Genomic DNA, 22,868 nt, shown 5'->3' on the forward strand with positions numbered 1-22,868 from the left:
GGAAAACTACTAAACATTGGAAAAAGGAGAGTAAATTTATGAAAGAAGGTAAATGGAGAGCAATAAGGATGGCAGGGCTATTGCCGCTGGTAATTGGACTTTTAATATTCTTGGCCAGCCCGGCAGTGTCCGTTAAGGCCGCTGCCTGGCAGGTGGGGGATGTGTTTGTTGGGGTTAGCGGCGGGTCGTACCAGGTCTATGATAACACGGGAGTTTTTAAAGAGACGATTAGCGATGGACTCGGTGGCTTTACTACCGGCTGCGCCTTCAATAATGCCCTTGACAAGCTTTATACAACGGATTTTTCCAGTAATGTAGTGGTTGTTTATGATATTGCTCATCCTCACAATATCTTGCAAACAATTAATACTACAGGGGCGGGTACGGCGAGTAATGAATCGATATTGTTTGATAATGCCGGGAACTTTTACGTAGGGCATGCCGACGGCAATGGAGACATCCAAAAGTATGATGCAGCAGGAAATTTATTGGATGCTTATGATGTTGCAACTGAAGATCGAGGGTCTGACTGGATAGATCTGTCCTCTGATCAACACACAATGTTTTATACATCGGAGGGAAGACTTGTTAAGCGTTATGATGTGGCTAGCAAGACGCAACTCGCTGATTTCGCTGACGTTGGGGTCAGACCGTGTTACGCCCTTCGACTCCTCCCGCCAGGCGATGGAAGTGGGGGGCTTCTTGTTGCGGCCACTGGAGACATTAGACGTCTGGATGGCGCAGGCAATATAATACAAACCTATGATGCGCCGGGCGAGGATTGTTGGTTTGCCTTAAATCTGGATCCCAATGGCACATCGTTCTGGAGCGGAGATTTCTGTAGCAGTAATTTTTATAGGTTTAATATTGCAACAGGCGCAATCGAGGTTGGTCCCATCAACACAGGAACAGGAGGAAGCACCCTCTTTGGCATCTGCGTTGCCGGTGAGATCACCGTTGCAAAAGGGGAAAGCATTCAATTAACTCCCCTCTCTGCCACCAATCCTTTAGGCACAGACCATACCGTCACTGCAAGGGTGCAGGATGGCGATGGCAACCCTCTTGCGGGCGTTGTCGTGACCTTTACTGTCGTCTCCGGCCCGCATGCTGGGGTGACTGGCAATGATACAACGGATGCGAGTGGACAGGCCACATTCACCTACACGGGTACAGGGAGTACAACCGGTACCGACGTTATCGAGGCAAGTTTTGTGAATGATGCAGGTGATACCATAACATCAAATCAGGTCACGAAGACATGGGAAGAAGCTAATGCCATCGAACTCAAGTCCTTCAAGGCAAGGACGGGTTCCAACGGCAAAGTTGTCCTGACGTGGGAGACGGCCACGGAGGTAGACAACGCTGGCTTCAACCTTTACCGTGCCGAAAGTACGGACGGATCTTACGCCAAGATCAATAATACGCTGATTCCTGCTAAGGGCAATGCGGTCTCCGGAGCCGGATACAAATTTGTGGACAAGCCTGGCGATGGCGTATTCTACTACAAGCTAGAGGACATAGACTACAACGGGCAGAGCGCCTTACATGGTCCTATTGATAACGGTAAGCAGAAAACGAAACGGTCAAGACAGAAAGGTGAAACTGGCGCTGTCACTCCTGCATCGCCAGGTAAGGCCGGACTAGGTGATTAAGTGCATTTTTAAAGAACATTTAAGGGAAGTCAGATGCAGGAATCAAAATAGCGGAATAAAAAAACCGTAAGCGATCAGTTAGAAGCTGACGGTTACACAAAGAGTTTTGTAACATATGAAGGTTTATAAGCATTGAGCATTTTTCTTAAAGAAAGGAGGCATACCATGGAAGACACGAAATTACCCGTGTACGAGGCGCCAGAAGTGATTACTTACACCGACGAGGAGATATTTGAGAAGCTGGGGCCTGCGCATACAGGCACACTTGGGGCAGATCGCGCGTTTTAGGAGGTTGGAGGAGCGTGGGTGTCTCTGGTGTGGTTTCGCCGCCATTGACACCCACCGCAAGGTTATGGCAATAGTTCTCCAGGTCTCAGAGAACGCGGAACAAATTAATGAAAAACGAGAAGCGAAGAGCTGAAGCTTACAATGGTTTGTATCATATGCGCTTAAGGTTATACAGAGAAACTCTGCAAACCTTGCGGGCCACTTTGCTGTATCATGCGCCGACACTTCTTTTCATACTGCCAAGGCGTAAGAGGGAAGGGCTTCGGCAGCTTTGAATGTTCTTTTATTATCTTTCGATAATGGAAGCGATAGAATGCATCGCGATAAAGGCAAACCCTGAGCGATCAGGGGGCGCAAAGGAAAGGATCTTGGGCGCACAGGGAAGTGCGTCAACAAAAAGTGAATTTGTAAGACAACAAGGAAGTAGTCTCGGTTAAAGATAGCCTTGCCGCCGAAGATGTTTGTAAAAATATCTTTGTAGTAAGGCTTTTTTGTTTGAACAATAGGAAGAAAGGAGAGTGACGTGGGCACAGAATCTTGTTTAACAGTCGTTAAGCATGGTTTGTTATGCGCTGCGGCGGCTTGGGTTTCATTAGCGCCTCTGATGGAGGTGGCAAATAGCGCCTCTGCGGATACGAACTGGCAGACGAATACGGTTAATATCCAGGAGCGCTATGGCAAACTTCCCCTGCATTTTACCCAGAATAATGGGCAAATGGATACGAGGGTGCGGTTTTATGAGAAGGGGAGCGGGCATGCTACGTTCTTTACGGAAAGAGGGATGTATTTGTCTTTGGTGAATGCTGAAGTTGTAAGGCTTATCCCTTTAGGGGCCAGGAACAATCCGGAAATTACCGCAGAAGAATTGCTGGAGGGAAAAGTAAATTACCTTATTGGCAACGACCCTGGGAAATGGAAGACCAAGATACGCACTCATAAGGCAATTGTCTATAAGGATATTTATAAAGGCATAGACATGAAATTTTATGGAAACAACCGCCAGTTTGAGTATGATATCATCGTCAATCCAGGCGCAAACCCATCCCGTATACAGCTTTCATACAAAGGAATAGAGGATGTAAAGATAACAGAAGAAGGAAACATGGAGATAGGTCTCAAGGAAGGAAAACTGATCCAGAAGAAACCGTATGTGTATCAGGAGATACAGGGGAAGAAGGTGGAGGTAGACGGAAGGTTTGTAATCCGTGGCCACCGGTCATTCTCCGGGAAAGTATCAGATAATATGGACGCAAGAAACGGGCAGGGACAATGCCACATCTACGGCTTCCAGGTAGCATCCTATGATAAACGATACCCTCTCATCATTGACCCTATCCTGATCTATTCTACTTATCTGGGAGGAAGTCGTCCCGATTATGCCTATGGAATCGCCGTGGATAGCGCGGGGAATGCGTATGTTACCGGAAGGACATGGTCTCCGGACTTTCCCGTTGTAAATGCGATCGATAAAAGCCGCAATAAAAGTGAAGATGTTTTTATAACGAAACTCAATGCGGAAGGAACGGGCATTGTCTACTCCACCTACCTTGGAGGAAATGATCGGGATTATGGCTATGGAATCGCCGTGGATAGCGCGGGGAATGCGTATGTTGCCGGAAGGACAATATCTTCGGACTTTCCCGTCGTACATGCGATCGATGACAGCGGCAACGGAGAATATGACGCCTTCGTAACGAAACTCAATGCGGAAGGAACAAGCATTGTCTACTCCACCTACCTGGGAGGAAGTGATCGGGATCATGTTTATGGAATCGCCGTGGATAGCGCGAGGAATGCGTATATTGCCGGATGGACAATATCTTCGGACTTTCCCGTCGTACATGCAATCGATGACAGCGGCAACGGAGAATGTGACGGCTTCATAACGAAACTCAATGCGGAAGGAACAAGCATTGTCTACTCCACCTACCTGGGAGGCAGTAGTTCCGATTATGCCAATGGAATCGCCGTGGATAGCGGGGGAAATGCGTATATTACCGGATGGACATGGTCTCCGGACTTTCCCGTCGCACATGCGATCGATGACAGCGGCAACGGAAAATATGACGCCTTCGTAACGAAACTCAATGCGGAAGGAACAAGCATTGTCTACTCCACCTACCTGGGAGGCAGTAGTTCCGATTATGCCAATGGAATCGCCGTGGATAGCGGCGGGAATGCGTATATTACCGGATGGACATGGTCTCTGGACTTTCCCGTCGAGCATGCGATCGATGACAGTGGCAACGGAGTCGCAGATACCTTTATAACGAAGTTATTCTCTGAATCAGTTTCGATTACTCCCACACCGACGCCGGCGCCATCGCCCGATCCAACGGTTACTCCAACGACAACAGGCACGCCAACGGCCATCACTCTGGCTTATTTCAATGCCAAAGCGGGCAAAGACGGCCGCGTTACCCTGATGTGGGAGACGGCCACAGAGGTTGGCAATGCCGGTTTTAATCTGTATCGGTCAAAGGATGAGGATGGCGATTATGTCAAAATAAACAAAGACGGGATCATTCCTGCCCGGGGTGACGCTGTGTCAGGCGCAAGCTACAGTCTTGTGGATACGCCAGGCAAAGGCACTTTCTATTACAAGCTGGAGGACGTAGACGAGATCGGGGTAAGCGCCATGTATGGCCCTGAAAAGGTGAGGGTAAGGTCAGATGACGCCACAATAAAGGGTTTAAAGAGACAAAAACGCAAATAAGTTGGAAGTTAACAGAGTAAAGAAATGTAAAATGTTTTGTCATTTTGAAAGAAAGATGGAACGATGGCGCAGTGCAGCAGTGCAGCAGTGACCTTAAAATGTATGAAAGGGAGGTGGTGACTGGCAAAGAAAAATGGTGTGGTATTGTTAATAGGGGAAAACACTAAACATTGAGTTTCTTTCAAGACCTGAAAATCCTTGCAAGAAACTCGCGTTGGAAAAAGAAGGAGGATAAATTTATGAAAGAAGGTAAAGGGAGAGCAACGAGGATGGCAGTGCTTTTGCCGCTGATAATTGGACTTGGAATGTTCCTGAGCGGTTTGCCTGCGCAGGTATTATCGGGAGATACAAACATAACCCCTAAGAATGCATGTTTGAATGGCGTTAAGCTGCCACTGGCGAAAATTGGAAAGAGCGATCATCTCTCGCCTGATTGTCCCGTGATCATCACCAATGGCGTTATTAAGATTGGCGTAAATTGTGAGGGTCACCTCAATGTTTATGGCGATAGTATTTCTAGTGGATGCTCTGGCACTGATGCTGTTGGTCTGCGCTATGTCCCAACAAACGGTGAAGCAACGGCTCCCGGCTGTCTATGCGAGGGATGGGGTGTTGCCGATGCGAGCACAGATTTCTCTGGCTGGGCCTCTATCGCCACAGGTGGTGTTGTCAATGTAAGTGGAGAGAGCTTTGTATCCACCGCAAGCGAGGCGACCTCCATAGTTACTGTAGGTGGAATATTTCGTGTGACGCATGCGTATAAACCTTCGCCTGCGACATCCAGACTGTACGAAGTAGAGGTAACGATAGAAAATATTTCCGGTTTACCAATTGGCGATCTCCGATACACACGGGGTATGGACTGGGATATATCGCCAAACACGTTCAGTGAGTATGTTACGATTCAGGGTGTGGCGACAACCCCTAGTGTTCTTTATGCATCGAATAACGGTTTTACCATTGTGGATCCGCTTGGAGGACGCAGCGATTTGGGCTTTACCGGAGACTTTGTTGATGCAGGCCCTGATGACCATGGCGCACATTTTGATTTTGGATTTGGCGCGCTTGATCCGGGGGCTAGTAAAACTTTCAAGATATTCTATGGCGGCGCTGGCAATGAGGCCGATGCGTTAGAAGCGCTTGGTGCGGTTGGCGCAGAGGTTTATTCCTTCGGTCAACCTGACTGGGATGGTAGTGGGGATCCTCTTACGTGCGGACCAAGTGGTGGAACGTTCGGCGCAACGACTGGCGAACCACATACATTCATCTTCGGATTCAAGGGTGTAGGCGGAGTAGTAATTGTCACACCACCACCCCCGACACCAACACCTGAGCCAACGCCAACAGGCACGCCAACGGCCATCACTCTGGCTTATTTCAATGCCAAGGCGTCTGATGACGGTAGGGTTGCGCTGGCATGGGAGACGGCCACGGAGGTCAATAATGCGGGCTTTAACCTCTATCGCTCCGGGAGCGAGGATGGCTCTTATAAGAAGATCAACAATACCCTCATCCCTGCCAAGGGCAATGCTGTATCAGGGGCTAGCTATAGTTTCGTAGATACGCCAGGCAAAGGCACTTTCTATTACAAGCTGGAGGACGTAGACGAGACCGGGGTAAGCGCCATGCATGGCCCTGAAAAGGTGAAGATGAAGTCGGGGAATAATGCGCTACACCGTTCAAAAAAGCAGAAACACAAATAAAGTGGAGGTTAGAAGTGGGAGAAACAGGAGTTGGAATTTATCCTAGTTTAATGTCAAGGAATTTCAAACTTTCTGCTACTGCCTTACACACCCCCAACCCCCTCTCGAGAGGGGATTAGAAAAGTCCCCTCCTGGGAGGGGATTCAGGGGTGGGTTTTATCTTATTTTGTACAAAGTCGCCGAAGGCCTAATTAAAGAAGGATAAGCGGTCAGGCAGAAGCTGAAGGCTGACGGCTTACACAAAGAGTTTTGTAACGTATGAGGGTTTAATAAGCATTGAGCATTTTTTCTTAAAGAAAGGAGTTATACAATGGAAGACGCGAAATTGCCCGTGTATGAGGCGCCAGAAGTGATTACTTACACAGATGAGGAGATATTTGAGAAGCTGGGGCCTGCGCATACAGGCACACTCGGCGCTGATCGTGCGTTTTAGGAGGTTGTAGGAGCGCGGGGTGTCTCTGGTGTGGTTTCGCCGCCATGGACACCCCCGCAAGGTTATGGCAATGGCTCGTTGCAGAGGACGGGATAAATGGTGAAAAAACAAATAAATACGGGGGATTTCCCCGCTTAATCGTATGGATTGACTGACGACATATTATCCATTGGCAAAGGTTTAATAAGGGGTGATATGCGACCCAGCGCCCGATCATTAAGCGGCAAGGATTGAACTCAGCAATTTGCGAGCATAACCTTTCAATTTTATGTTGAAAAGGGCATCATGTCTCTATAATATTATTCTATAGAAACTTTTTTTGGCATGATGCTTTGGTTCCGGTTATGCTATGCTATGATATGAAATTGTCATCAAAAAAATTGATTACACAACAACTAAATCTGCGCTTTTTCGACCTGGATACCATTATCAAGTCGGACTCCTGCGATTTTATCAGGCTTTTTGCGCGGCTGTACCGCCGATTCCAAAAAGACGGCCCATCGCCAACGGCGCAATTACCGGTCGAGTTCGTACTGCTAGCCAACCCTGATAACCCCTGGAGAAAGCCGGTTATGATTTTTGATGGAAAAGTTTGGCCAGTGAGCAACCCGGAATTTCTCGAAGGATACGCTTATGAAAGCATCCTTAGCGCATTGGTGACGAGAGTACGCAGCCACATGCTGGTTCATGCCGGCGCCGTTTCCCGGAGAGGTCAGGGTATAATTATTACCGCTGATACCGGACATGGCAAGACGACCCTGGTTTTAGAACTTATACGGCGGGGATTCAAGTTCCTTTCAGACGAAATGGCGGCGCTGGGACGGGCAGACCATCTTGTGCATCCGTTTCCCCGGAGCCTCTGGATCCGCAGAGGCGCCTTAGAAATGGCTGGTTTCCCGGGTCTAGCCAGCAGAGCTATCGAATGGATGGATAAGTTGCTTTTGGATATCGAGGAGATAAAACCTGGCAGCCTGGGAGAGGCAGCGCCTATTCGTCACATTATTATCTTGCAAGATCCTGCAGAGACGCAGGGAGAGATACAGGACAATGCAGGGCAGGAGTTATGCGTCATGATCGATCGTCTGGACGACACTCTCCTCGCCACCGTTGGTCAAATTGAAGGCGTAACCGGGGTCCGGGTGGAGGCTGATTGCGGGTTTCCGATGCTCAGGCTTCGTGCAGTCCGCGCCAGTTTCGCGCTTTCCCGGATAGAGGCATTGTGCAGGGAGCGCCGGATATTAGTGCTGGACGTCATCAAAGGCGCAAGGGCGCGTCCTACGTTTGAAAGACCCGCCACACTCAAACCGATTCCGAAAAGTCAGGCCGTCATGGAACTATTGAGCAGATTTCAGGGAGGATATATGTCAGAACTCCTGCATAATGAATTTGGTGGCAGCTCCACGCGCCTGTTCATGGAGTTGTCCGGCATAATGGGTCAGGCAGACTGTCATCAACTTTCCGTTGGACCCCTTCATGAGATGGCCGATTTGGTATGTAACCTGGCTAATGTATGCTCAAAAGGCTCATAGTTTGTGATGAAATTTCGACCAAAGGAGGAGGTTGTTCAATATGGCTGAGATTTTTAAGAAAGACCTGTTTTTCATTTTGTCGTTGATTTTGGGATGCTGTTCGCCGTCTCTCCTCATGGCCGGGCCGCCGTCAGGAAATCATCTGAAAGTACTGGGCTCTGACGGACAGGCTGTCGTGCTTGAATTGAAGGTCGGCGACTTTCAGACCGAAACGATAGAACACGAAGGACAGGTATACCACAGAATAATCATACCCGAAATGGCGCAAAGCGCCAGGGCGGGCGAACCACAGATTCCCCTCTGTGGCGCCATGATAGGCCTGCCTTCTCCAGAAGGGGTTTCCGTGCAGATCGTTGATGCTAGCTACGAAACGCTAAATGGATATCGTCTTTATCCTGCGCCGGAAATGATCGCGAGGGGAGATAATTTCGATGATAACCTTACCGGCGACATAAAGCAAACCTTCGCCCTCAATAAAAATATCTACTCTACAAATGCCTTCTATCCTGGCGCAGTTGTTGAGATAGGATACACTGGATATATGCGCGACCAGCCAGTGGCTCAGGTACAATTCTATCCGGTGCAATATAACCCGGCAACGAGCGAATTGCGCCTTTACCGACGCATCCTTGCCAAAATCACCTGGAGCGCTCCTCTTTCAGGGGTGGTTCCTAAAATGCGAGGGGTCAGCCCTGCATACGAGAACCTGCTGAGAAACAGGATTTTGAACTATGATGTGTTAGAGCGGCCTTCAGTTGGAAGGGAAGCGCCACCCCACAGCGATATCAGGACCAAAGATATCGCTACAACCAGCAGTACTACTAACCTCAAGATCGGAGTAACAGAAGACGGTATATATAAACTCACTTACAGTGATCTCGCTGATGCGGGATTAAATTTGAATACTATAGACCCCAGCACAATCAAAATCAGCAATCAAGGCGCCGAGATTCCCATTTATGTGCAGGGTGAGGATGACGGTGCATTCGATGCCACGGATTATATCCTCTTTTATGGCAAGGCCATAAACGATATTTATACCTCTAAAAATGTGTACTGGCTGCAGACAGACGGGGCCGATGGCAAACGTATGAATACGCTTGACGGCAGTCTCTCGGGCGGCGCTTCTGTGCCCGCGCATTTTACCGCCACACTGCATGCCGAGGAGGACACCTATTACTGGCAAACCATTCCTAATGGCAGTGGCCAGGACCATTGGTTTTGGGGAGACAGGCTCAGCGCCCCCGGGTCAGAAGACTATTCCCTGACTCTCAATAACATTTCGACTTCGGCTGGCACAGCGACTGTGCACGTTAGATTGCAGGGACGCACCGATGTCCAGGCAAACCCCGATCACCATACAAAGATCTATCTTAACAGTGTTGTGATAGATGATCAATTGTGGAACGGCATGAATATCTTCGATCATGAAGTGTCTGTGCCCCATTCCTACCTGAACGAAGGGGTCAATATCGTTCGCGTGGAGTCTGTTGGGGATACCGGGGCAAAGGTGGATCAGGTTTTTGTAAACTGGATAGAGATTGGTTATTTTGATACCTATGTGGCGGAGAATAACGAACTACTCTTCAGCGCGCCAACAGGCGGCGCTTTTCAATTTGAAGTCGCCGGCTTTAGCAGTGACGACATAGAGGTTTTCGACGTGACGGATCCTGCCAACGTAGGTCTCGTCATCAATACAAATATTTTAGCCAAAGGGGGCACCTACACGCTGCAATTTGAGGATACCGCTCAGGCGGGAACACGATACCTGGCGCAGACAATGGCACAGAGTAAATCACCGGCCAGCATTGAGGTCGATCAACCATCATCCTGGAAATCCACCACCAATGGGGCCGACTATATTATCATTACCCATGAGGATTTTTATAACGGCGCTCAAAAGCTGGCGCTGCATCGGAGTAATTCGGGTTTGAGGGCAGCCACAGTCAAGATTACAGACATTTACGATGAGTTCAATTATGGCATATTTCATCCGCAGGCAATCCGGGATTTTCTGTTATATGCTTACAACAATTGGACTGCTCCGGCGCCAACGTACGTTTTGCTGATTGGCGACGCTTGCCAGGACTACAAGGACAATCTCGACACCGACACCATGAATTACGTGCCCACCCAGCTTATTGAAACGGACATATTGGGAGAGACGCCGTCAGACAACTGGTTTGTCCTTGTAAGTGGCGATGACATCCTGCCCGATATGTTTATTGGCCGACTCAGCGCAGATACCAAATCGCAGGCAGATGACATTGTGGATAAGATCATCTACTATGAGCAAAACCCACCAAAAAACTCCTGGAACAAAAATGCCCTATTCGTGGCAGATGACGACGACTCTTCATTTGAAGAAATGTCGGAGCAGCTTGCCGGCCTTTTGCCGGATGACTACACTGCCAACAAGGTTTACGTAAGCGAATACACATCGGGAGATCCCACAAAAGACATCATAAATTATATCAATGATGGAAGCCTTCTGGTCAACTACACCGGGCATGGAGCCGTGGAAAGGTGGGGACTGTGGAATGGCAGTAATTCAATACTGGGTCTTTCCGATATTAAATCGTTAAACAATACCCGCAAGTTTCCTGTGGTGACCGTTGCAGATTGCCTGAATGGATTCTTTACCGGAACAAAACCGCAGATTTCCGTTGCCGAAGAGTTTCAGCGGCTTCGGGACAAAGGGGCTGTGGCAGTCTGGGCGCCAACTGCCTTGAGCTATACCTCCGGTCACCAGATACTGATGAGTGAATTCTACAAGGCTCTTTTTCAGGATAAACAATACGGCATGGGCGCCGCCACAACAGCTGCCAAGATCGCTACATACAGTCAAAACAGTTTCTGGGGTGAGTTGGTTGAAACCTTTGTGCTCTTTGGAGATCCCGTCACGGAATTAGGTGTCTCCGCCGATTCCGGATCTCCCTTGTCAGTGCTTGCTCCTAATGGAGGTGAAGTCATAGTCTCCGGGTCGACTTTTACCGTGCAGTGGACAGCGCCTGATTCTATGGTAAAATTCAAACTCAGGTACTCCCTAGACAAGGGGCGTTCATGGAAAAAGATAGCAAAGAATGTAACAGATACAAGTTATGACTGGGACGTACCGGACATAAAAAACACCAGGAAAAAGTGCCTCATAGAGGTGACAGGATTTGATGAATCCGGGAAAAAAAGAGGCAAGGACAGATCGGATTCTCCTTTTACCATAGAGAAGAAATAATGGCTGAACGGAAACCCATGCAAGGGGCCATCATCGAAGCGGCGCTCGGCATATGGGGCGAGATGGGGAAGCAGCGCCTTATCCCCATTACTGGCCGAAGCATGCTTCCCCTTATCCGGGATAGCGATCATGTATTGGTAATGCACGGCAGCGTCGGTATAAGACGGGGCGATGTGGTTGTTTTCCGGCGTAAGGGCAAACTTTTCGCTCATCGGGCGCTAAGTATTTACGAAAGCAATGATGGCATCACATTCATTACCAAAGGGGATAATGTCCTCCAATTCGATCCCCCCTTTGGCAGTAATGAGGTCATCGGACGTGTGATCGGCATCAAGAGAGGGGGCAGGCAAATATCTCTTGAGACCGCCACGTGGCGAATAGGGGGATGGCTCATTGCTGTTAGCACCCTGGCTTTGGCAAAATTGCGCAGTTGCGGTCGGATCTTCAATCATAAACCCTTGGAGCGCAGGCCGGGTCAATTTACCGTTTTTCTGCGACGAGGCATGCGGTTTTTTTCGCTGCTTATTCGCAGAGTTGTCTTTGCAGCTCTCTGCCGTTGGAAAGAATGATTTATTTTCGCCGAGGGAACAAATGAAAAGGATGAAACGATGAGACCGGAAGATAAACTTCTCTTTGCCTGCTCCCGGCAAAACTTTCTCTCTACACACCGGGAAACCGTGCTCGATATAGGCAATAAAGAAAAAATTTGCTGGGATGTTGTTTATTCTGCGGCGATGTTGCACGGCGTTGCCTCATTGATTTATGCTAATTTGCTGAAGTGTATTGCGAACGCGAATCTTAGGATGCCTCAAGATATTATCGATAAATTTAAACTCTGTGTTGCAACCAATATTGTGAGGAAGGACCGCCGGGCGGAAAAAATCGTGGAAGTGTTATCCTTCTTTAAAAGGAAGTCCATCGATGTCATGCTGATAAAAGGGGCTGCGCTGGATATTCTCGTGTACGATCAGCCCTGGTATATGATTTCCAGCGATGTTGATTTAATTGTAAGACGTAGAAGAGAAGATATGGCTAAAGAAGATAAAAAAGAAATCGCGTCATTGCTCCATAATCTCAGCATTGAGTGTGAATACTTTCGGCATCATGATGTTGATATGGATAGAGTTTTACCGATAAACTTTCAAAAAATTTGGGACAATGCGACCAGAATTACATGGAGGGGGTGCGATGTATTTGTGATGTCGCCGGAAGATATGCTTCTGTCGGTATGCATCAACAGCTGTAGAAAGAGATTTTTCAGGCTGAAAGCGCTCTGTGATATTGCAGAAATTATTAATAAATATCGTGACTTGAAATGGGAGGAACTTACAAGGAATGCCAGGGAGTATGACTGTAACAATATTATTTACGCTGCAATTCTGATTACAAAAATGACGGTGGGATGCAACCTGCCGGAAGGAGCGCTTGAAAAATTAGCAGACAGCAAAGCAAGGGCGGCAGTAATACGTTATTTAATAAGCCGGGTAAGCCGGGGCATAACCTTGTCTTCCTCATTTCCCTATTTTAAAAAAAACAAGAGAAATAAGTTGATGCGAAAAGCCCATTGGGCGCTGATTCTGCCGTACGCAACCTACCGATGGTATCAGGTGTGGCGAAAGATGAAACATATTTGGAAAACCAAACCGTGGAGTTGACAAGGGCGCCCTATAGCTTTTTTGACAAATTGTTGCCATAGATAACAAAAGACGATATAAAACAGTGTTTGCATTATGCCGCTTCACTTATTAAGGATCAAGAATATATCCCATTTAAAGAGGCAACACAGCATTGAGATTTCTCGCGGATGAGAACATATTTCCCTCTCTTATATCGCATCTTCTCAAATTTAAAAACTACCATGCCGCTACCTTCAAGGGAAGGCTTGTCGTATTGTCTAAACTGGGATATAGAATAAGGTAGTTGTGTACGGTTGGTAGAACGCAAGTGAAACCCACCATCGACCGTTTGTCGCATGAAAAATCTGTTGGGTTTCGCCTTGCTCAACCCAACCTAATCTGGCTTATCCTTCGACATTCATTATTCCTTGTTCAATATTCGACATTGAAATCCCCAGAGTAAAAAAGGAACCAGGAAAAAGAGTTTTCACACCGTCATAATCTTATTTCCACATCCTGTCATAAGTCTTCAGCTACATTAGCCGTCAGCAATCAGCCTTCAGCCCTTTGCCAGACTGCTGAAGGCCGATCGCTGACCGTTAACATCTATTATTCTGACTTCTGTCTCCAGACTTCTGATTTCCATCGTCCATCTTCTAGCTTCCATCTTCTCTCAATCACTCATCTAGAGGGGAATTATATAAGATTGAAATTCCTTAACATTAAATTAGGCCCTTTTTCTATTAGATAGGACGAACCCTCATAAAGCGAGAAACCGGAGTTTCTCAAACAAGGGCGTTCCCAAACTGGAGTTTGGGAACGAGTCCATTATGTTTGTATTTGCGTAAAATGGAAATTACACACCATATTTAACCCATCAAACCTTTTATGCGAGTCTCCCGTTCCTGAGAAATAAAAAAGCCTTACTGCAAGCATGTTCTATTGAAAAACATCTTCGGCAGTAAGGCTGTCTTCCCACAAAGCCGTTTAAACTGTTTAAACGGCTTAACAAGACCCTTTGCTTTGCGTCCTGTGATCGCTCAGGGTTTGCCTTTATCGTGATGTATTTTATTATCGAATTGATCGATATGATTCATTTAGCAATACAAATACCAGAATACCAACAAATAAAAAGCAAATAGTAGTTTTGCCGGATGCGTCTTGCTTCACCCAACCTTAGAAAGCTAATTTCCGCAAAAAAGATATTTTCCATGGGAAGTTTTACGATACTGATTGATGATAAGCAGATTCTATCACTTGCATACCGCTTTCGAGCGCTTGTTTATTAATGGCAAACAAATTTCCCTTTTTTCCCTTCAGCATTGTCTGCAACTGATCTAAAATAAGGCTGGCAGAAAATAGCTTTTTAATAGACAGATAGGCGCCCAGCATCACGATATTTGAGGCCAGTACATTTCCCAGCTTGCTGGCAATCTCTGTCGCCGGTACTTTATAGATTTTTGCGTCAGGGGTGCTGTCTAATGTAATCATGGAGGCATTCAGGACAAGTAATCCGCCGGGCCTTAACATTCCCTTATATTTTTGATAGGAAGGCTGGTTCATAACAATAATGGTGTCAGCTTCTTCAATGAGGGGAGAAAAGATTTCTTCGCTTGAAACAATCAGGTGATAGACGGCAGTTCCGCCTCTCACTTCTGTCCCATAGGAGGGGAAATACGTTACATATTTGCCATTGGTCATGGCGGCTTGCGCAAGTAATTTACCCAGCAGCATCATCCCCTGTCCGCCAAAACCGGCCAGGATTATCTTTTCTATCATAGTGGTAAATGCTCTGCCACGAATGAACACAAATCTACACGAACAACAACGTCATCATACAATATTTTTTTTCGTATCCATGCGTGGATAGCTTAGTTTTTACTCTCCCAATCTTTTACCACGCCGAGCGGGAAGGTACTAGACATTTCTTCATCAATGTATTTCATTGCTTCGTTGGGATCCATTCTCCAGTAGATTGGGCAGGGGGACAGAATTTCTATCAAGGAAAACCCCTTCTTCTCACGCTGTGTTTTAAATCCTTTTTCAATTGCCTTTTTGGTTTTACGAATGTTTTCCGGGGAGGAGAGACAAACCCTTTCCAGGTAACTGGTGCCATCCAGGACGGACAGGAGTTCACACACACGAATGGGGTTTCCGTAGTTTATCGCGTCCCGCCCTGACGGGGTTGTGGCAGTTTTTTGCCCCAATAAGGTTGTTGGCGCCATCTGGCCATTTGTCATGCCATAGATTGCGTTATTGACGAAGATAAACGTGATATTCTCTCCCCTGTTGGCGGCATGAATAATCTCTGCGGTTCCGATTGCCGCAAGATCCCCATCCCCCTGATAAGCAAACACGATATGGTCAGGATGCACCCTCTTAATACCTGTAGCCACAGCTGGGGGGCGGCCATGTGCAGCCTCGCACATGTCAATATCAAGATAATTATACGCAAGGACTGCGCATCCAACCGGAGCAAGCCCGATGGTTTTTCCGCGAATGCCCCACGCATCAATAATCTCGGCGATAAGTCTCAGGACAATTCCATGACCACAACCCGGACAAAAATGCGTTGCTGTATCGTTAAATGTTTTTGGCCTTTCATATATAGGTCGCATATTACTTTACCTCAGCTAATTGTAATAACGTATTGGCGGCGCGGTTACCAGGCACGACTTCTACTATTTTTTTGATTACTTCTGACGATGTTGGCACCCCTCCGCCAGTTCTTCCGTAAAAATGAACCGGACACCTGCCCTCAACCGAGAGCCTTACATCCTCAACCATCTGTCCGGCGCTCATTTCAACCGTCAGGATACACTGCACTTTTTCTGATACCTTTTGAATAATTTCTTTCGGAAATGGCCATAAGGTAATCGGGCGTATCAGACCCACTTTAAATTCAAGCCGTCTGCTCTTCCTGACGACCTCTTTGCATATCCTCGCTGACGTGCCGTAAGCAACCAGGACAATATCGGCCTTATGAGTATTGACTGCCTCATAACGGACTTCATGTTCTTCTATTATTTTATATTTTCTCTGCAAGTGGGCATTGAACTCTTCCAGCTGACCTTTCACAGGGTAAAAAGATTTTACAATATTTCGTTTTCTCCCTTCAGCGCCTGTCAGCGCCCAATTTTTCGGTGAAATATTTTTTTTGGGTTTTTTCTGGAATTCCACAGGTTCCATTAATTGACCGATCTGTGCGTCTCCCAGGATCATCACAGGGTTTCGGTACTTATCGGCAAGGTCAAAGGCATCGTAAACAAGGTCAGCCATTTCCTGGACAGAACTGGGTGCAAGCACGATGGTATGATAATCGCCATGTCCCCCACCTTTTACCGCCTGGAAATAGTCTGCCTGTGATGCCGAGATGTCTCCTAATCCAGGCCCTCCTCGCTGTATATTGACTATTACGCAGGGAAGTTCACTTCCGGCCAGATAGGAAATTCCCTCTTGTTTCAGGCTGATGCCAGGGCTGGACGATGAAGTCATTGCACGACCGCCAGCCGCAGCGCTCCCGTGAACCATACTAATGGCGGCAATCTCACTCTCTGCCTGGATAAAGGCGCCGCCGACCTGAGGCATCCGTATTGACATATAGTTGATAAGTTCATTCTGAGGTGTAATGGGATACCCGTAATAGTATCTGCAACCTGCCACTATTGCCGCTTCCGCCGCTGCCTCATTTCCGGTCAATAACTGTTTCATAATAGATATGCCCCTGGCAAATTGTCTTTATAAATAACGGTTTTTCACTTAATTATAAATCTCTATTGCTACGTCAGGACACATTATTGCACATTTTTTACAACCATCACATTCTGAGTCTTCTCTGAACTTCACAGGATGCAGTCCATGTTCGTTTATGGCATCGGATACCACCAACGATTTGTTATGACATACGGGGATACAAAGAAGGCATCCCTTACAATAATTCTCTTTTATTCTAATTACGGCCATAATTTGGCTGTCCTCCCCAGTTCAACTTCTCGCGCAACACACCATAAAACGTTCGCGTGCCCGTATCAATCATCTGAACCTCAATATCTGACCTTTCGATCTTTATCTTATCACCCATTTCCAGTTCGGTGAAGACCTGGCCATCTACGGTAAAACCGGCGCCACTTAACTGAGACAAGATTTCCATCTCGATCTTTACATCGCCTGAAACGACTAGCGGACGATTTGTAAGGGTGTGGGGGCATATGGGTACAATGATAAACGCATTTAAATCGGGTGTCAATAGTGGACCTCCCGCAGACAATGAATGTGCCGTAGAGCCCAAAGGGGTCGATATAATTAAACCATCCGCCCTGTATGTCGCCACGTCTTCCCCGTTGATATGTAATTTTATAGAAATTAATCTTGACAGAGATGAACGGGAGATTACCCCATCATTAATACCTGTTGATTCGTTCACGATTTTACCGGCACGTTCAAGACGGCACAAAAGGAGCATCCTTTTTCGCACCCGATAATTCCCTGTAAATATTTTTTCCAATGAAGCACATACGTTCCTTTCCATAAGCTCTGCCAGAAAACCAAATCGTCCCATATGCACGCCGATAATCGGTATCTGATTTCTTCCAAGCCCTCTGCAGGTCGAAAGGAGAGCTCCATCCCCCCCAAAAACCACGGCTATTTCGGCCCCCGGTTTTTCAAATTTTCTTTCTTTCGATAAGTCAATAACTTCAGCAATGACATGTTTTTCCAGCCATGGTTTTAATCCGGAAATCGTATCAAATATCTTTTTCTTGCTTAAATCGCCTAAAACCAGAATCTTTTTCATTCTTAAACGGTCAAACGCCGCTTTCCTGTCTTGGTAAATGAGTTATGTATGTCCATGAACCCAAGTGTTGCAATAAATTTATCTGCAATTCCATCCTCATCCAAACCGATATTTTTTAATATCAGATTCCGGGGTCCATGCTCAACAAAACGGTCGGGAATGCCCATTCTCACGATTTTACCTGCGTCTTCCCTTGCATCAGAGACAAGTTCAAGCACAGCAGAGCCAAAACCACCCATCAGGGCATGGTCTTCCACGGTGATTATCAGTTTATGGTTCCTGACTAACTTCAAAATAAGTTCTTTGTCAAGGGGTTTGGCAAACCGGGCATTAACTACCGTCACCTCTATGCCTTTTTCACTCAGCTTTTCAGCAGCCTGCAGACATCGGTATACCATTGCGCCGTAGGCAAGAAGCACACCATCTGTCCCCTCTCTCAACACCTCAGACCTTCCAATCTCAAACGTCTTATAAGGTAAATTAGGTTTTTCGTCAGGAACATCCTCTTTGGGATATCGGATCGCAACAGTTTTATCCGAATCCAAAGCAAGCTTTAGCATAGACCTTAACTCATTTCCATCCTTTGGCGCCATTAAGACAATTTCCGGCAGATTACGCAGATATGCAATATCAAAGACACCGTTATGTGTGGGGCCGTCATTACCCACGATTCCGGCCCTATCCAGCACAAACACAACTTTATTCCTTTGCAGACAAACATCATGAAAGACCTGATCATAAGCCCTCTGCAGGAATGTCGAGTAGATAGCCACGACGGGTTTCAGTCCCCCCGCAGACAATCCGTTAGCCAAACCCACGGCATGCTGTTCACAAATTCCCACATCATAAAACCGGTCTGGGAATTTTTTCCCAAAAGAAACCATGCCGGTTCCGTCAGGCATGGCAGCTGTAATGCCTACTACTTTAAGGTCGGTTTTTGCCAGTTCTACGAGGGTATCTCCGAAAATATTTGTGTAAGAAACTCTTTTGGCATCGTTAGAGGACTGTTTAATTTTTCCGTCGCACATTTCAAACTTGCCGGCGCTATGGTATTGAGTTGGATTCTGACACGCCGGTTCAAATCCACGGCCTTTTTCAGTTGCCACATGGAGAAGCACCGGGCCTTCGAGGTGTTTTATATCATTTAATGTCTCGATCAATATCCGGAAATCGTGCCCGTCAATTGGGCCAAAATAATTAAACCCAAGTTCTACAAATATCTGGCCCGGGGCAGCTCCCTTCCTTATTAATTCAACAATATGTTCCAGGGTCTTTTCAACTGGTTTGCCAAATACCGGCAAGAGGTTCAGTAAATTACGAGCCTCTTTCTTAAGATCGGCAAACAGCGGGGCCGTCCTGATTTTGTTCAGGTATTTTGAAAAAGCGCCCACGGTGTTGGATATCGACATCTCATTATCGTTTAGCACCACCAATACATTTTTCTTCAAGTCACCCGCATGATTTAACGCCTCCAGAGACATTCCAGCTCCTATAGCGCCATCGCCCACGACAGCCACAACCGATCTCTTGTATCCCAGTATCGCATCGGCGCAGGCCATCCCCAGAGCAGCCGATATGGCGTTCCCGCTATGGCCACACGTAAAGGGATCATAAACGCTCTCATTTTTGTCCGGGAAACCGCTGATCCCTTTATATTGTCTTAAGGTTGGAAATTTCGATTTTCGGCCGGTAAGAATCTTGTGGACATATGCCTGATGACCTACATCCCATACAATTTTATCCCTCTTAAAATCGAAACAATAATGGAGAGCAATGGTTAACTCAACCACGCCAAGATTTGAAGAGAGATGACCTGGATTTTTTGAAACAACGTCCACGATTAATTCCCGAATTTCCGTTGCGAGTTTAGGCAAATCCTCCATTTTTAACTTTTTCAAATCTTCCGGGCATTCAATACAATCCAATATTTTGCTCATATTTTATCGTATGGATAAATCTAAAAAGTTTAAAGTTTATCGAATATTCACTCAATGTTCATTTTGCATTGTTATTTTGGGTCGTTTCAGTCCCAAAATCCCTGGTACGAAAGGCGCCGTTTTCATCTTTCACTAAGATTTGAATCTTTTTTTCCGCGCCTTCTAACAGGACGACGCACTGTTTGTACAGTTTAATACCATCTTCGTATCCGGACAAGGTTTCATCAAGCGGCAAATCTCCCTTTTCGAGTCGTTCTACGATATCTTCCAATCCTTTTAGCGCTTCCTCAAATTTTATCTTTGCCATATATTAAAAATTCGACCCTACTTTAGTATCTCAACAACCGAAGATACAATACCACCAGTAAAAAATCGTGTCTTCAGCCTTTGACCGACAGTTAATCCTTCAGTTGACTTAATGGGTTTATCATTTTCTCCGTTTGTAGTAATAGAATAACCCCTGTTCAAGACTTTTAACGGACTCACACTCTCCAATCTGCTTGCCAAAGCAGTCAGTCTCTCACGTTCTAATTCCAGGGTATGTCTGCCTGCCGTAACAAGCCGTTGCGCAAGTTCATCCAATTCCTGCTGTAGTCTGAATATCTTATCGAATGGCCTTTTAAATAAAAAACTGTTTTTAATCCTCAGCAATCTGGTTCTGGTAAGCAATATTTTATTATACAATGCTTGTATAAGTCTAGTCTTAATTTTTTCTAACGAATCTTTTACCTGGTCATACCGGGGAACAACCAATTCACCCGCCTCGGTAGGTGTAAGCGCCCTCTTGTCAGCAACTAAGTCCGAAATAGTCACATCAATTTCATGTCCTACTGCTGAAATAACAGGAATTTTCGAGGCATAAATGCTTCGCGCAACTACTTCTTCATTAAACGCCCACAAATCCTCCAAGCTACCGCCTCCTCTTCCTGCAATTATTACGTCGATATCGGCGATAGCATTCAAATCAGTAATCGCCTGTGCAATTTCCTGCGCCGCGCCATCACCCTGTACCTTTACCGGATAGATGAGAATTTCCACTTTTGCAAATCGTCTATTAATTACATTTAAGATGTCTCTGATTGCAGCGCCCGTTAAAGATGTCACAATGGCAATCTTTTTCGGAAGCAAAGGAAGCGGTTTTTTGTGTGCAGGGTCAAACAGACCTTCCTTTTCAAGACGCTCCTTTAATTGTAAAAATGCCAGTTGCAATGCCCCAATCCCTTTTGGCTCAATACGTTCAATAATCAACTGATACTGACCGCGGGCTTCGTACACAGTGACTGAACCAAAAGCCAAAACCTCCATCCCGTCCCTTACCTCAAATTTTATATTGTTCACAACGGTTTTGAAAATAACGGCCTGAAGTTGTGCATCGGCATCTTTCAGTGTCAGATACACGTGTCCTGATGTAGGCCGCCTTACATTAGATGCCTCTCCTACGACCCACAGGTTAAAAAATTCTTGTTCGAGCGAACCGCGTATCCTTCGGGTGAGTTCAGAAATTGTCAGTATCCTGTTTCGGCTTTTTGTTGTATCCAGTAATAAAGGCAACATCTCATTAAAGTTCATATATGAATTTCACTGTTGAGATTCTTCCGTTATACCTCGACTTTGTTCAGCATGACTACGCCCGGAGTGATGTCATATCGGGTGAAGCCAGGGAATCCAATTTAATCACCCTCTTTAACTTCGATTCTCCGTATGCTTTCTGCATTACCTGTTTGGCTGTCCACAACCACCTTCACACCACTTATCCGGATATCCTTCTCTGCCACATCAAATCGAGTGGGCATCTGGGTCACAATTGCCTTTAATACGCACTCAATCTTTCTTCCCAGGACTGATTCATGCGGACCGGTCATCCCCAAATCGCTGATAAATGCCGTTCCTTTGGGCAAAATTTTTTCATCCGCAGTGGGCACATGGGTATGGGTGCCGACAACGGCGCTCACCTTACCGTCGAGATACCATCCCATGGCAATCTTTTCTGAAGTTGCTTCTGCATGCATGTCCACAAAGATGATTTTTGTCTCTTTTGAAATATTCTTCAAAATCTCATCAGAAGCCCGGAAAGGACAATCTATCGGTTTCATAAACACCCGGCCTAATAAGTTAATCACTCCAATAGGATTGCCCATCCTGGAATTCTTCACAACATAGCCTTTTCCTATTGCCAGAGGCGAATAATTTGCAGGTCTCAGGATGCTTTTATTGGTCTCCAGTGCAGGCAATATTTCCTTTTTATCCCACACATGGTCACCCGTGGTTATAACATCAATGCCATAGGAAAATAATTCCGCTGCTATTTCTCCTGTTATGCCTGCTCCTGCCGCCGCATTTTCTCCATTTGCAATGCAAAAATGTATGTCTTCCCTGTCAATGAATAATTTTAACTTATCTTTCAATATGATACGGCCAGGTTTTCCCACAATATCACCAATAATTAAGACGTTAATTTTCATTCAGTATTCTTTCTGTACATATGCTTAAATTTTTGCGCCAGACGCCTTTCAACGTTGGGTGGAACAAATTGGCTCACACTGCCTCCCAGGCTAACAGCTTCCTTGATAAGTGTAGAATTTAAAAAAGAATATTGTTCACTGGTCATTACAAATACCGTTTCGACTTCTTTATTGAGTACCCGGTTGGTCAGCGCCCTCTGAAATTCATACTCAAAGTCAGATACCGTACGTATGCCACGCAATATAATATTCGTTTTTTGTTTTTTGAGATAATCCACCAACATGCCCTGAAAGCTGTCGACCTCAACATTTTTCAGGTCCTTTACATGCTCCTGAATCATTTCCATACGTTCCGCCACGGAGAACAGAGCATCTTTTAGCGGATTACATCCCACCGAAACGACCAACATGTCGAAAATAAGGCTCCCCCTCTTGATTACATCAAGGTGTCCGTTGGTAACAGGATCAAATGTTCCTGGATAAACTGCCTTTTTCATCGTAACTATAT

General features: G+C 46.2%; 20 protein-coding genes and 2 riboswitches. Of the genes, 9 read left to right on the forward strand and 11 right to left on the reverse strand.

The window, feature by feature from the left end; translation table 11 throughout:
- Positions 1–38: 38 nt before the first annotated feature.
- The 9 genes from BROSI_RS03580 (at position 39) to BROSI_RS03610 (ending at position 13,208) form a co-directional block, all read left to right on the forward strand.
- Positions 39–1,652: an Ig-like domain-containing protein gene (locus tag BROSI_RS03580; protein ID WP_052562365.1), complete on the forward strand. Its 1,614-nt coding sequence runs from the start codon at positions 39–41 to the stop codon at positions 1,650–1,652.
- A gap of 165 nt (positions 1,653–1,817) precedes the next feature.
- Positions 1,818–1,940: a hypothetical protein gene (locus tag BROSI_RS20965; protein WP_261338845.1), complete on the forward strand. Its 123-nt coding sequence runs from the start codon at positions 1,818–1,820 to the stop codon at positions 1,938–1,940.
- Positions 1,941–2,258: 318 nt separating this feature from the next.
- A riboswitch (cyclic di-GMP riboswitch) is annotated at positions 2,259–2,396 on the forward strand.
- 67 nt (positions 2,397–2,463) lie between these two features.
- Positions 2,464–4,656, forward strand: coding sequence for a DUF7948 domain-containing protein (locus tag BROSI_RS03585; RefSeq protein WP_052562366.1), 2,193 nt, complete (start codon positions 2,464–2,466; stop codon positions 4,654–4,656).
- A gap of 239 nt (positions 4,657–4,895) precedes the next feature.
- Positions 4,896–6,359: a hypothetical protein gene (locus tag BROSI_RS03590; protein WP_052562367.1), complete on the forward strand. Its 1,464-nt coding sequence runs from the start codon at positions 4,896–4,898 to the stop codon at positions 6,357–6,359.
- A gap of 310 nt (positions 6,360–6,669) precedes the next feature.
- Entirely contained in the window at positions 6,670–6,792 is a 123-nt protein-coding gene (locus BROSI_RS20970) for a hypothetical protein (protein WP_261338846.1), read from the forward strand.
- A gap of 365 nt (positions 6,793–7,157) precedes the next feature.
- Positions 7,158–8,321 carry a phosphoenolpyruvate carboxykinase (ATP) gene (locus BROSI_RS03595; RefSeq protein ID WP_157842359.1) on the forward strand — a complete coding sequence of 388 codons (1,164 nt, stop codon included), beginning with the start codon at positions 7,158–7,160 and terminating at the stop codon, positions 8,319–8,321.
- A 40-nt stretch (positions 8,322–8,361) separates the two neighbouring features.
- A complete protein-coding gene (locus BROSI_RS03600) occupies positions 8,362–11,553 on the forward strand; it encodes a C25 family cysteine peptidase (protein ID WP_052562369.1) in 3,192 nt (1,063 codons plus the stop codon).
- Positions 11,553–12,122 carry a S24/S26 family peptidase gene (locus BROSI_RS03605; protein WP_052562370.1) on the forward strand — a complete coding sequence of 190 codons (570 nt, stop codon included), beginning with the start codon at positions 11,553–11,555 and terminating at the stop codon, positions 12,120–12,122. Before BROSI_RS03600 ends, BROSI_RS03605 begins: the two co-directional genes overlap by 1 nt.
- A gap of 39 nt (positions 12,123–12,161) precedes the next feature.
- Positions 12,162–13,208 (forward strand): nucleotidyltransferase family protein, encoded by a 1,047-nt coding sequence (locus BROSI_RS03610; protein ID WP_052562371.1) that lies wholly within the window; start codon positions 12,162–12,164, stop codon positions 13,206–13,208.
- Between the two features lie 97 nt (positions 13,209–13,305).
- Here the strand turns inward: BROSI_RS03610 and BROSI_RS20175 are convergent, their stop codons facing one another.
- The 11 genes from BROSI_RS20175 to coaD form a co-directional block, all read right to left on the reverse strand.
- A complete protein-coding gene (locus BROSI_RS20175; protein WP_162183220.1) occupies positions 13,306–13,527 on the reverse strand; it encodes a hypothetical protein in 222 nt (73 codons plus the stop codon).
- Between the two features lie 596 nt (positions 13,528–14,123).
- Positions 14,124–14,231: riboswitch (cyclic di-GMP riboswitch) on the reverse strand.
- Between the two features lie 159 nt (positions 14,232–14,390).
- Positions 14,391–14,948, reverse strand: a complete 558-nt coding sequence (locus BROSI_RS03615; RefSeq protein ID WP_052562372.1) for a 2-oxoacid:acceptor oxidoreductase family protein — start codon at positions 14,946–14,948, stop codon at positions 14,391–14,393.
- Between the two features lie 92 nt (positions 14,949–15,040).
- Positions 15,041–15,787 carry a thiamine pyrophosphate-dependent enzyme gene (locus tag BROSI_RS03620; RefSeq protein ID WP_052562373.1) on the reverse strand — a complete coding sequence of 249 codons (747 nt, stop codon included), beginning with the start codon at positions 15,785–15,787 and terminating at the stop codon, positions 15,041–15,043.
- Position 15,788: 1 nt separating this feature from the next.
- Positions 15,789–16,883 (reverse strand): 3-methyl-2-oxobutanoate dehydrogenase subunit VorB, encoded by a 1,095-nt coding sequence (locus BROSI_RS03625; protein ID WP_052562374.1) that lies wholly within the window; start codon positions 16,881–16,883, stop codon positions 15,789–15,791.
- Positions 16,884–16,928: 45 nt separating this feature from the next.
- Positions 16,929–17,132: a 4Fe-4S dicluster domain-containing protein gene (locus tag BROSI_RS18875; protein ID WP_082059007.1), complete on the reverse strand. Its 204-nt coding sequence runs from the start codon at positions 17,130–17,132 to the stop codon at positions 16,929–16,931.
- Complete coding sequence (locus tag BROSI_RS03630; protein WP_052562375.1) at positions 17,119–17,961, reverse strand: NAD(+)/NADH kinase; 843 nt, start codon at positions 17,959–17,961, stop codon at positions 17,119–17,121. The genes BROSI_RS18875 and BROSI_RS03630 overlap by 14 nt, the downstream gene beginning before the upstream one ends.
- A 2-nt stretch (positions 17,962–17,963) precedes the next feature.
- On the reverse strand, positions 17,964–19,898 hold the full coding sequence (gene dxs, locus BROSI_RS03635) for a 1-deoxy-D-xylulose-5-phosphate synthase (RefSeq protein ID WP_052562376.1): 1,935 nt from the start codon (positions 19,896–19,898) through the stop codon (positions 17,964–17,966).
- Positions 19,899–19,956: 58 nt separating this feature from the next.
- Positions 19,957–20,205, reverse strand: coding sequence for an exodeoxyribonuclease VII small subunit (gene xseB / locus BROSI_RS03640; RefSeq protein ID WP_052562377.1), 249 nt, complete (start codon positions 20,203–20,205; stop codon positions 19,957–19,959).
- Positions 20,206–20,222: 17 nt separating this feature from the next.
- Entirely contained in the window at positions 20,223–21,467 is a 1,245-nt protein-coding gene (gene xseA / locus BROSI_RS03645; RefSeq protein WP_052562378.1) for an exodeoxyribonuclease VII large subunit, read from the reverse strand.
- Between the two features lie 101 nt (positions 21,468–21,568).
- Positions 21,569–22,360 (reverse strand): TIGR00282 family metallophosphoesterase, encoded by a 792-nt coding sequence (locus BROSI_RS03650; RefSeq protein WP_052562379.1) that lies wholly within the window; start codon positions 22,358–22,360, stop codon positions 21,569–21,571.
- Positions 22,357–22,857 carry a pantetheine-phosphate adenylyltransferase gene (coaD, locus tag BROSI_RS03655; RefSeq protein ID WP_052562380.1) on the reverse strand — a complete coding sequence of 167 codons (501 nt, stop codon included), beginning with the start codon at positions 22,855–22,857 and terminating at the stop codon, positions 22,357–22,359. The genes BROSI_RS03650 and coaD overlap by 4 nt, the downstream gene beginning before the upstream one ends.
- Between the last annotated feature and the right edge of the window lie 11 nt (positions 22,858–22,868).

Origin of the sequence: Candidatus Brocadia sinica JPN1, assembly GCF_000949635.1 — a bacterium.
GTDB classification, from domain to species: Bacteria; Planctomycetota; Brocadiia; order Brocadiales; family Brocadiaceae; genus Brocadia; species Brocadia sinica.